At 55.4% G+C, this 11,242-nt stretch carries 10 protein-coding genes; 3 read left to right on the top strand and 7 right to left on the bottom strand.

Features of this window, described 5'->3' with window-relative positions; genetic code table 11:
- Positions 1–114: 114 nt before the first annotated feature.
- Both AC19YT_RS20815 and AC19YT_RS20810 read right to left on the bottom strand, forming a co-directional pair.
- Positions 115–525, bottom strand: coding sequence for a hypothetical protein (locus AC19YT_RS20815; RefSeq protein ID WP_500610907.1), 411 nt, complete (start codon positions 523–525; stop codon positions 115–117).
- The gene (locus AC19YT_RS20810) at positions 515–1,285 is read right to left on the bottom strand and encodes a Hachiman antiphage defense system protein HamA (RefSeq protein WP_096143050.1); all 771 of its coding nucleotides are present in this window, start codon (positions 1,283–1,285) and stop codon (positions 515–517) included. The genes AC19YT_RS20815 and AC19YT_RS20810 overlap by 11 nt, the downstream gene beginning before the upstream one ends.
- A gap of 364 nt (positions 1,286–1,649) precedes the next feature.
- Here AC19YT_RS20810 and AC19YT_RS20805 point away from each other — a divergent pair, with 364 nt between their 5' ends.
- On the top strand, positions 1,650–4,643 hold the full coding sequence (locus AC19YT_RS20805; protein WP_345940997.1) for a TrlF family AAA-like ATPase: 2,994 nt from the start codon (positions 1,650–1,652) through the stop codon (positions 4,641–4,643).
- A 203-nt stretch (positions 4,644–4,846) separates the two neighbouring features.
- Here the strand turns inward: AC19YT_RS20805 and mobH are convergent, their stop codons facing one another.
- The gene (gene mobH / locus AC19YT_RS20800) at positions 4,847–6,571 is read right to left on the bottom strand and encodes a MobH family relaxase (protein WP_096143052.1); all 1,725 of its coding nucleotides are present in this window, start codon (positions 6,569–6,571) and stop codon (positions 4,847–4,849) included.
- A 222-nt stretch (positions 6,572–6,793) separates the two neighbouring features.
- On the opposite strand from mobH, the gene AC19YT_RS20795 reads away from it, so the two are divergent.
- Positions 6,794–6,991: a DUF7740 domain-containing protein gene (locus AC19YT_RS20795; RefSeq protein ID WP_096143053.1), complete on the top strand. Its 198-nt coding sequence runs from the start codon at positions 6,794–6,796 to the stop codon at positions 6,989–6,991.
- 130 nt (positions 6,992–7,121) lie between these two features.
- On the opposite strand, the gene AC19YT_RS20790 is transcribed toward AC19YT_RS20795, so the two are convergent.
- Entirely contained in the window at positions 7,122–8,081 is a 960-nt protein-coding gene (locus AC19YT_RS20790) for an ArdC family protein (protein ID WP_096143054.1), read from the bottom strand.
- Positions 8,082–8,213: 132 nt separating this feature from the next.
- The gene (locus AC19YT_RS20785) at positions 8,214–8,540 is read right to left on the bottom strand and encodes a hypothetical protein (protein WP_073162545.1); all 327 of its coding nucleotides are present in this window, start codon (positions 8,538–8,540) and stop codon (positions 8,214–8,216) included.
- 454 nt (positions 8,541–8,994) lie between these two features.
- Between AC19YT_RS20785 and AC19YT_RS20780 the strand changes: the two genes are divergently transcribed.
- A complete protein-coding gene (locus tag AC19YT_RS20780; protein ID WP_096143055.1) occupies positions 8,995–9,393 on the top strand; it encodes a DUF3742 family protein in 399 nt (132 codons plus the stop codon).
- Here AC19YT_RS20780 and AC19YT_RS20775 read toward each other — a convergent pair.
- Together AC19YT_RS20775 and AC19YT_RS20770 are read right to left on the bottom strand one after the other, a co-directional pair.
- On the bottom strand, positions 9,382–10,923 hold the full coding sequence (locus tag AC19YT_RS20775; RefSeq protein ID WP_096143056.1) for a conjugal transfer protein TraG N-terminal domain-containing protein: 1,542 nt from the start codon (positions 10,921–10,923) through the stop codon (positions 9,382–9,384). The two genes, AC19YT_RS20780 and AC19YT_RS20775, sit on opposite strands and share 12 nt — an antisense overlap.
- 10 nt (positions 10,924–10,933) lie before the next feature.
- Positions 10,934–11,242, bottom strand: coding sequence for a hypothetical protein (locus AC19YT_RS20770; protein WP_096143057.1), 309 nt, complete (start codon positions 11,240–11,242; stop codon positions 10,934–10,936).

The raw sequence follows: 11,242 nt of genomic DNA, 5'->3' as shown, positions 1-11,242 counted from the left end.
GAGCACGAGGTCAGCAGCCTCGCGTTTGAATTCAGCGGAAAAGGAACGGCGTTGTTTGGTCATCTGGCACCTCGATCTGGCGAGCATTCTCGCCTAAATGGGTGTCCGGTTTCATTAGACCACTACATTGGCGACTATCGCGAGGAGTGAATAAGCGCGCGCCGAGAGATGAGCAAGATGATAACTCGCGGCCGCCATAACGAAATGAAAGTCTCGATCACTCTCCCTACGATCACCTTTTGCCATCACTGCTTCAAGTGCAGTTGCTGCTTGTACGAACGCCAAGCGAGCTTGGATTGGATCGCCATCCATCTCGAGTAGGCGCAGACCCAGACCGAGCAAGCCATACGCGTAACTGTGCAGTTCGAAGCTAAGCTGCGTGCCAAACGCGGGAGCGCCCGCAGGAAGAGTGCCGTCCCGCCAAATGATTGCCCTTGCCTGCCCCTGCGCGATCAATCTGCCTCGAAAGCCGGGTGCTGACGCGGCCTCGATCGCGGCGATGATCGCATCGCGACTAGTTGCCATCGGCGATCACACGGTCATAAACGGCGCCTACGAAGGCCGCATGTTCGTCCACCTGGAGCCCTACGGCCCATTGGTTTATGGTGCCAGGATAGGCCTGGAGTGATTGGCTAAGCATCGCCCCAGGCGCGTTGCCGGAGAAGGTGAAAAGCAGATGCTGCACGTTCTCGAGAGGGATGCCGTGGCGCACCAATGCGTCATCAATGGCATCCACTAGAGGGATATTGTCGAGGTCAAGTAACCGCGCTGAAATGAAAGATAGTGCATGTGCAGATGGCCTTCCCTCATCTTTGTCTAGGCCCGCGCGCGCTTCGTTGATTGTTTGGGCTCGCAGGTCAATTCGGCTCTTAGCTTCCGTTTTTAGGAACTTTAGGCGCAGGGTGGCTGGCTCGAGAAGTATGCCGATCACATCGTCTCCACGCATTGCCATATTACGGTGATCTTTCCAGCGCAGGCGTTTGATCGGGGCCCGATACCCACTATGAGCATTGATCCATTCGGTGGCGTAGATTTCACCCAGGTCACCCGAACGAATCTGAGGCGTTTGCGGCAACAGTCCGTCAATCAAATGTGCGGCGCCTGTTTTACCCAATCGCGCTAGAGCATGAGCGATGCGATCCTCAGCCGCGTAGTGGGAGGGAATTGCTGCTGCGGAGAGCTCGATAGCGTTTTGGGCATCTGCGGCTCGCCCCCTCATGACTCGCACATAATGATTACCAACAGGGGTATCGGCCCAATCGCACCAATCGTTGAATTGAACCATGTGTTTGTCCTAATCCTGTCAAAAGCAAAGGCCGTAAGCTTGGACAAAGTATGAGGCTTTAGGCTTCTCGCCGTACCTTATGGTCCAAGACCAGCGTAAACGCAATTTCTACTGAACTGTTACTGGCGGCGCAAAAAATGTCGTCCGAGCGGTGTTACGGGTGATCCCCCAGAAGTACCTTGATTCGCGATGAAAGCGGATCGCTCTAAGATAGTTAATCTGTCCGGGCCAAGCGGTGCTAATTGCACTCTTCTCAGGTATAAACGAATGCGGTGCCATCCTTGCCCGAAAAAGATAGGACGGGATAGAAGGCTGTCAAGGACGCTTATGCCTAGCATTTACGAATGCTGGCGAGGAGGTTGTTTTGGTTTCAGGGACTGGATTGCACCGCGGATCGGAGTGGCGCCGCTGGGAGCCGCACATTCACGCTCCTGGCACCGCTATGAACAATCAATTTTCCGGCCCGACAGCTTGGGAGGACTATCTTGCTGCTCTGGAGCGTGCGTCACCGGCGATCGAGGCGATTGCTGTAACTGACTATTATGTTACGGACACTTATCAAGAGGTCCTACGCCACAAGACAGCTGGACGCCTTCCGGACACCCAGCTCATCTTCCCGAACGTTGAGCTAAGACTGGACGTAGCTACCGCAAAAGGTGGGTTCGTCAACCTTCACCTTTTTGTGAGCCCTGAAGATCCTGATCATATCGAGGAGCTCCAACGGCTTTTGTCGCGCCTGCAATTTAACGTGATGCGCGACCGCTTCGATTGCACGCGAGCTGACCTCATCCGACTTGGCAAAAAAGCAGACCCAAATATTACAGACGACCAAGCAGCATTGGCTTACGGAGCGAACCAGTTCAAGGTCAACTTCCAAAAACTGCGCGAGGTGTTCGGAGAGAGCGAGTGGGCAAAGAAGAATATTCTCATTGCCGTTGCGGGTGGAGCAAACGATGGAACCTCCGGAGTGCGTGAGGCTGCGGATCAGACTATCCGACGTGAGATAGAAGGCTTTGCCCATGTTATTTTCGCTAGCAGTGCCGCCCAGCGCGAATTTTGGCTTGGTCAACGTCAGCTAAGCCGCTCAGAAATTCGTGCGCTATACGGAGGCCTCAAACCCTGTCTACATGGCAGCGACGCTCACAAGCTGGAAGAAGTTGCCAATCCGTTTGGAGATCGTTTCTCTTGGGTTAAGGGTGGTCTTGAGTTCGATGCTCTGCGCCAGGCATGCATCGACCCAGAGGGGCGAGCCCATGTTGGAGCTGAGCCTCCAGCCTCAGCGACGCCTTCACAGGTTATTTCTCAAATCGAAATCCTCAATGCGCCATGGCTAACGACACCCGTCATTCCACTGAATCCTGGCCTCGTCGCAATTATCGGTGCGCGTGGCTCGGGCAAGACTGCCTTGGCCGACATGATCGCAGCAGGGTGCGACTCTATTTCGAATGAGGTTTGGGCTGCGGATGAGTGGGCGAACCCTTCGTTTCTCGTTCGGGCGCAGCCCCTGATCGGCGATAGCAAAGTTAGGTTAAGTTGGGCGACGGGGGAACCGAGTGTTCGATCACTTAACGGCTCAGACGCTAACGGCCCTTATGCTTATGAACGAGTACGCTACCTGTCACAGCAATTTGTGGAAGAGCTCTGCTCGTCTAGTGGGCTTACTGACGGGTTGCTACGTGAGATCGAGCGCGTGATCTTTGAGGCTCATCCCGACGAGGGGCGTGACGGCGCATTAGATTTTGAGGAATTGCTTGAACAGCGTGCGACGCGGCATCGTCTTGCCCGTGAACGTGAAGCAGAGGCGGTTGCCCAAATTTCTGACCGAATTAGCATCGAGTTAGAAAAGGAGAAGGTAGCAGCGACCTACGAGTCCAATGCAGCTCAGAAAAAGAAGCTTGTCGACGCTTACACTGCTGACCGCGCTAATCTAGTGTCCCCCGGTAGCGAGAAACGTGCTGCGCGCCACACTGAGCTGGCGAGCATGGTGAATACCCTACGTACGAAGCTACGGCGTTTCACAGGGCAGCGGCAAACCTTTCTCGCTCTCCAAGACGAGGTAAAAGATCAACGCCGCAACCAAGCACCAGAGACGCTAAGACAGGCGCAGGCTCGTCATTCCAACAGCGGCTTGTCGGATGAGCAGTGGTCGGAATTCTTGTTGGACTACAAGGGGCCTGTTGACAGAAATCTTGCCGACTTTATCAAGTGGGTTGACGATAAGATCGCAGCTGTAAAGGGAACGGCTCCGGGTCTCGGCGAACCCAGCACGCCCTATTTTCCCGATGATACCGATCTGAGCACTCTCTCGCAGGCAATGCTTGATGCAGAAATGACACGATTGGAGAAGCTTGTGAGCGCCGATAAGGAGACTCAGCGCCGCTACACCGCTCTGTCCGGTAGCATCGCGACCGAAACCGCAGCGCTCCAAATCCTGACAGATAAGCTAAAGGATGCTCAAGGGGCGAAGGCGCGGGCCAAAGATCTGCAATTCGACCGCGAGGAGGCCTATGGCAGAGCATTTGACGCGCTTATCGCTGAGCAGTCGGTATTGGAGGCCCTATACGCTCCGTTAATGGTACGACTGTCTAAGGCATCGGGAACGTTGAAAAAACTATCTTTCTCTGTAGTGCGCATTGCTAATGTGGAACAATGGACTTCAGTTGCTGAAGACGGATTAATCGACCTCCGGAAGAGCGGTGCATTTCGGGGTAAGGGTACGCTTCTGCAAAAGTCGAACGAGGTCCTAAAAAGTGCTTGGGAAACGGGTGACTCAATAGCAGTTTGTGCCGCAATGAAGGAGTTCCGGCGCCTGTATCAGAAGGAACTGCTTGATCACGCACCTGTACCGCAAAACGACCAAGCAGAATTTCGCGCTTGGTCGAAGCGATTCGCGCAATGGCTGTTCAGTACTGACCATATCTCGATCAGGTATGGTATTGAGTACGACGGGGTTGATATCCGAAAGCTGTCTCCGGGCACGCGAGGGATCGTCCTGCTGTTGCTCTATCTGGCACTGGATGATAGCGACAACCGTCCTCTAGTGATCGATCAGCCTGAGGAAAACTTGGACCCGAAGTCGGTTTTTGATGAACTGGTCCACCTTTTTATTGAGGCAAAAGCACATCGTCAGGTGATCATGGTGACGCACAATGCCAACCTCGTCATCAACACAGACGCCGATCAGATCATCATTGCTGAGTCTGGGCCGCACCCACATGGCGCGCTGCCTCCAATCACCTACCGGTCTGGTGGTCTGGAGAATGCGGACATCCGTAAAGCCGTTTGCGATATTCTCGAGGGCGGCGAAGGAGCGTTTCAAGAGCGGGCGAGGCGTCTACGAGTGCATCTGGATAGGTAATTATTTCCGTCCAGCTAAGTCACCTTCCGAACTCCGGCATTTAGGGTGATGGTGTCCGCGTATTTATGCGGACACCATCACCCTTTTCCACCCAGTTAGCTCATTTCAAACGGATTGTTCATGACGGGTTCCATGATCAAGCTATTGCCCAGGTGTGTAGCGGGGGCTGTGCTCTTAAGTCAAGCCTCCGGGATTGTCATTGCTCATACTTCGACAAGTGCGAGAAATGGATTGTCTGGCGGAATCGGTTCTAGAAGTGACAACGGCTCGGCAATCAGATATCCCTTCAAGGTGCTTCTCTTCCTAGGGCCCTGCACTTGGCATGCCCAGATGTTCAGGCCATTGTGTCTCTTTCTGTGGACCTTGAGTTTCTCAAACTGCTTTTGCACCCAGCGCCATTCCTTACCTACGGAATCGGCCCCTAATGAGATGGCCGGAAACTCCTGAACGTAGCGCTGAAAAAGGCCAGGCGTGACCAGGAACACAGTACCGCCCACCGTATGGATTTTAGCCTTGCTGTCATTGATGATCAGCTTGTGGCTCAGGATGCCTTCCCTTACCCAATTTAGGAATGCCTGGCCTGGGTTATCCGATAGAGTCGTTGAAGTTTCGACAGCGCTTTCTGGGGGGACATCACGGGCCTCAGGCTCCTCCAACTCGAACATGTTCAGCAGCGTGCCTAGGTAGTCGGTATCCTCTAGCGCCATGGGATCCGGCTGCGGTTGGCTTTGGCCTGACCTTGTAATAACTGCCTCAGGCGCTGACGTTGGTACCGGGGCGTCAGTTAAGTGTTCATGAGCCGCAATGCTCACGGTTCCGCTAAATGCCTCAGGCCGGTCTTCGTTCCCCCAAATCAACGCTGGTTGAAGACGCAGAAAGGTAAAGCTTTGCTGCCAGTTTCCCTGAATCACTAACGCAGTCCAGATGGCTTTGCCTTCCGGCGTAGACTCAACCAATCCATGCGATTGCAGCTCGTCGAACACGGCGATGTTGGACGACGGGATGCCCTCAATTGACTGCGACAGCAGATAGGCTCGCAGTTTGTCCGTGACCGTCTTGCTGACCAGCCACAATGCGTCTTGAGTCAACCAACCCGCGGCACCTGGCTGGTTGATTTTCAGTTCGTGCTGAACCAGATGACGCAGTCCGCTGATCAAGTGATGTTGCAGCGAATGAATGGGTGCTTGTAGCGCCTTGCTCGGGTTGCCACCGATATTCTGCGCGGTGGAAATACGGTCGGCCTGCTTCACCAACTCACCGAGCACGCCGGCACGTTCGTACTGGCCCGCCAGGACATACAGCAGACTGGCCCACAGTGGCGGAAATCCACTGAGCCAATCGAGGATCGGGCGGTCGAGAATCTGGGTGTAGAGCAAGCCTGCGGCGGCACCGTGCAGGTGGTAGTCACGACCTTTGAGGTAACGAAAACGGTAGGGCTGATCCAGGGGACCCTGCCAAGGATGCCAAACCCGGCCATCCTGGCGTTCGACCTGCAGGTCCACGGCGATCTTGCCGATGTCATGCAGCAGGGCGCCATAGGCGATGCCGGCCGACCAAGCATCGGTCTGGGCGGCTTGGTCTTCGGGCGCGGCGCCGGTGGGAAGCAGATACGACTGACGCAGTTTCAAACTGCAAGCGACCAGCTCCAGGCCATGGTCGAGCATGCCGCCGAGATACGCATGGTGGTGTGTTTCGCTGGCCGGGAGTTGCTGGACCTGTTCGGCGTAACGATGTATCGGATTTAAATAGAGCTGGCTGAACTGCGCGTGGGAGAGGGCGGTGTACTGCCAAATCCGATCAAGCAACTGACATCGGTGGTCCGCTGCTAACAAGCGGTGGGCCGACTCAACGGGTAGGTAGCCTTCGGCGACGTTGACGGTCGGTGGCGGAGGTGGCTTCTGCTTTTTGTGGCGAAACAGACTGAGCATCGTGACCCCCGGGAGGTGGCTGGGTCAGTGGCCTTTTAGCCTTTTCGGATAGAGCTCTTACCCTTGAGTCCCCATTCCCTTCCAACCCTTACCCGTCCTTTTTGGCTCGTGTCCCTTTGCGCGGCAATCGGGATATCGATACCGCTACACATCGTTTTGTTGGGGCTGGTACGAAAAAGAAAAGAGTCGGTAAACTACGGTGCCTATTTTTTGGGTCTTGCCATGAACCTTACTGACGCCACGCTCGTGCTGCTGCTCGCGGCACGTATCCATGGGACCGACGAAGCCGTCAGGGCTTCAGCGAAGAGCGTGGTCAAGAAGTTGCCGCGCAGTAAACGCGATCTGATCTACAAGGTTATCGACAGCCGGAGTCCGCTCGATCTGGTGGATTTTCTGGCGCAGAACCTGGATGCGGAATGACAGGTTGCGGGTGTGCGCCCATCCCTGACCCGTTGTATCAGAGCCTCGCGGCATGGGGTTTCTGGGTGTCAGAAAAAAGGGCCCAACTTGCGTTGGGCCCTGTGATGCGATTGCAGCGGTGAGATAACTATCAAACTCCATCGTACATGCATCGTGAGTCATCCATTATCATTTGCTTCCGTTGCTGCTCCAGGTTGAGTACAAACTCCGAGGCGCTTCGGGCCTGACCACTGGCGCGAAAGATCGCGCGTTTGTCAGCCTTGAGCAGGCCGAGCCAGGAGTCGATGTAGCCCTCGTGCCGCAGCTCCCCCTGTATACCGGCGTAGGCACATAAAAAAGCAGCGCCCATCTCTGCGATCAACTCCTCAAACGCGTAGCCTGGCGAGCCGAACGGACAGGCTGACGTCACGCCTTCGCGCTGCAAGCGAGTGTGATGCCCGGTCCAGTGCGTCAGCTCGTGCAGTGCGGTGGCGTAGTACCCGCTTTCATCGTGAAATTGTGCCTTTGTCGGCAGTTGGATGAGATCCCTGATCGGGTGGTAAAAGGCTTCGTCGGCAGGCCGATGAACGATGCGTGCACCTGAACTTAACAGCAGATTTTCCGCGGCGCTGTTGGGCTGGAATGGACCACTCGGTTCCGTCTCGAGCAGGGTGTCATTGAGCATTTCGAGCCCTTCCGTTTGCTCGATGTTGAACAGAAAATGCGTCCTGAGAATACCGAAGTGAGCGACCTTGGGCTGACCATGTTCATCAAGTACGGGTTGGCCTGACTCGGTCTGTTCCTCGCGCTCCATCGGCTTGTAGAGCACCGCCAGGGCGCTGTGCTCACCCTTACGGACGTGCCCACCCGCTTTTTTGGCTTGATTGAAGGTCAGCCAACGATCTTGAGTGAACCCCTGCAAACTGGCCTCGGCCCAGAGCAGCGGTAAATTGATGCCCGAATACGGACGTCGCGTGATGGCGTTGACGGGGTAGAGTTCATGACTGATGCAAGCGGAACCACTTAAGGACCAGGGTTTGATCCAGGGTGCAACACCTTGGTCTAACGCAGTAACGATCTTGTCTGTCACGTCTTGGTAGATATCGCGCATGGCAATTTCCTCGAGAGAAAAACGGAGGAACGCCTTGCCCGTCGGGGGAGGGTTCCCCGGTTGGGTGATGGGTTGGATTGATGCAGGTCTTGCATGCCGTCCGAATGTGGAGGTGGGCGCCGCCCATTGCGCTTAGCGCTGTTCTCCTGCAAGCGCGATCAGCAAGGCGCCAGGTTGACCCGGTTCTTGGAGTAAGCTCAGACTCAATTGCAGCAACGGGTCGTGGTCTAAGTGATCGGCTGGTTCAATATGCATTACCTCGAACAGCACGTAAGACTTATGTGGATAGGCCAGGTGGGCTTCGAAGGCTGCGCGCAACACGTGGCTCAACCGATCGACCTGCAGCTTCTCAGCATGATCGGATTGCTCGAGCAGTACAGCACGTTGCCACGCGCCAGGTGTGAACACGATGGGTAACCGAAGGGTGTTCAGTATTTCCGGTGTAAGTGAGTCGGGCATGGTATGTCTCCGTTGAAAACTCGAAGAAACCTGTCCCGCGCGGGGAAAGATTTCCCTGCATTGGGTTGAAGAAAAACAAGAAGCTTGCCTGGCGAGCGAAGCTCGGAAGGCACTTAGATGAGGAGTAGGCGTTCATCACCGCGGCAACGGTCACCGTGCGAGCCACCGAACGCTAATCGCACTTGGGAAGAACCATCATCGAAGTGACGTAGCCTTGAAGGTTCTGGCTACCTGGGAAAGTGCTGTCGATAACAGCGATCCGTACCTTGTATTTAATCGTACGATTTATCTGGGTCAATGACTGTAGAGACGCTGTTTCACGGAGCTTGTCTTCTGTCTTCCAGTGAAGATTATTCGGCTGGGTAAACTGATAAACGGTCAGGCACGGACCGTTTTCAGTAGTAGGCTGTTACTCCTGTCTCAACCATAAAAACGGACAGAAGAGGGCGAGACCATGCCGACTCAGCAACCTGTTCAAAATTCACGTGCCCACCGCTGGGCGTACGTATGTGGCATGTCGGTAAAGCGTGGTTATCGCAAATTGAAAGCGTTTGAGTCCCGCCTGGCTGAGCGTGCGGTGATTGCAGGTATGCCCGCAGGTAAATTACTTGTTCACGGGAGCTTTTCGATTGCCAAACTGGCATTGATCGGAGGATTGCTCTTTGTCAGTGTTTGGCTGGTTACTTTTTTTGTGATGATGCTGGCTGTGATCACTTTGCTATGGTTCAGGGCTTTTGTTGGTTCCGATCATCAAGAGGAAAGTCCAGGGCCAGACTACCTCGGTGCTGATCTCTACATCGGTGACTTCGACGACAATGGGCATTATATAGGCGACAGCAAGTCATCTAATTGAACGCTTAGCAGCACCCAATATTTGATCCGTACCTTTGCTCGCTGAATCACTTGCGGCTTTGCTACCGTTCGCCAACATGCCTTGAATCCCGTTGCCGACTGAATATCCTGCCCAGCTCATGGCCCCTAGAAACAGCATTGGTAGCACGATGAACATCGCCCCCATCACATACTCGATCACCTGTGCCGTGACGGTACCATCCATGAAGCCGGATGTGGGCAGCGATAACAGCACTTGATTGGAAGCCGAAACCTGGTTGTACAGCGTATCGAGCATGCTGGAGTCGACCCAGCGAGCGAGTTCCCACCAGAAGCTCAGCATGTGTAAGGTGAACAGCGCGAACGTCACGGTCATGACAGTTTTCAATTGGTAGGTACTGACCAACAGAATTAACGGCAAGCTGATGATGACGCCCATGATCAGGAAAGCCTGCACCATCGGCAGGGCGGCGCGTAGTGCATTCATCGCCGGGAAGTTGCTGAAGGAACCGAGGGCCAGCCCGGTGTTGGTGGCCAGGTTATTGAGCCCCTGATTGATCGACCCGCCGCGAGCACTGGAGCCATAGTCCTGATACACCTGTCCGGGCGACATGGACATCGATTGCTGGCGCGGACTGACCAGCTCGCGCAGGGTGGCATCCGCGATCTCGTTGCTCGAACGGCCAGTCAACCAACCTTTCAGCTGAGTCAGCAGTGAAGGATCGACCTGCTGGATCAAGCGCTCGCGCAACCCGACACCGCTATCGCTCCACCACTGCTTGCAGGTGGGATAGCCCGCGCCATTCTCCAGCCGCGGCAAGGAAACATCGCGGCTTTCGTCATATGGCCAGCTGACTCGTGGTGTGCGTGAACGATCCGTATCGTAGTAGCCGGGCGTGTCGAGAAAATAGCTTGAGCCGATCCAGGAGGCGTCATGACTTTGTGCTTTGTCCAACTGCGGACGGTTGGTGAATAGCCGAGAACGGGAATAGCCATAGCAGTCGCGGGTGAAGTCGGCGACTTCCTGCAGCAGTACCTGGCTATCGATGCGCGAACTGTCGATCTCCATGCGCATCTGCCGGATATCCGGTGCGCAAGGGATGGAGGCGGTGGCCGCCGCGGTTACCCCTTTGCTCAAGGCATGCACCAGAAACCACCAGATCGGTACGTTGGCGGAGCGTTCGCCGATAGTATTGAAGGTCGTCCCCCAGGCGGTTTCCGCCGGCTTGGCCACACTCACACCGCAGCGCTGACTCGCCGCATCATCGAACGCCATTGACGTGAGGCTCAACGGAAAGACCGGCGCGCAGCCGAACAATACGACGATGTAGGCCAGCCACAACCGGTTTTCGATCCGTGGTACCGACAATAGTCCCTTGTTGCCTTCATCTGCGCCTTGCTGACGAGCCGATAGCCATTCTTGCAGGATGATTGCACCAAAGGGCACGGCGAACAGTCCGGTGTCGGACAGGACGCTCCAGAGGCCGTTGTTGATGATCCAGGCCAGCAGGGAGAGGTAAAACTCCAGGTAGCTGTTGGTACTCATGAGCATGGTGGTGACCTCACAGTCGGGTGAGCTCGACGCAGGTAAAGAGCACGAGCCCTAATGCCCCGATGCGTTTTACGCGCAGTCGATCCTGTGGTCGATGTTGGTAGCGCCGAAGCAGATCCCACCAGAGCGCAAAGAGGGCGCCGTAGAGCAGGGCACGCCACCACCGCAGATAGGGCTGTACGGATTCGAATGCCTGCTGCCAGGCCTCGAAACTACCCAGCGCAGTGCGGCCGATCCATGCGACTAGTGCAGCGCTCAGGATCATCACCGCGGCAATCCCCAGACTCGAAAGCAAAGTGAATAGCGGTGAGCGTTTCAT

Source organism: Pseudomonas sp. MF08875, from assembly GCF_059862525.1.
The sequence above is the reverse complement of the archived record's forward strand: the minus strand, read 5'-3'. Positions and strand labels throughout refer to the sequence as shown.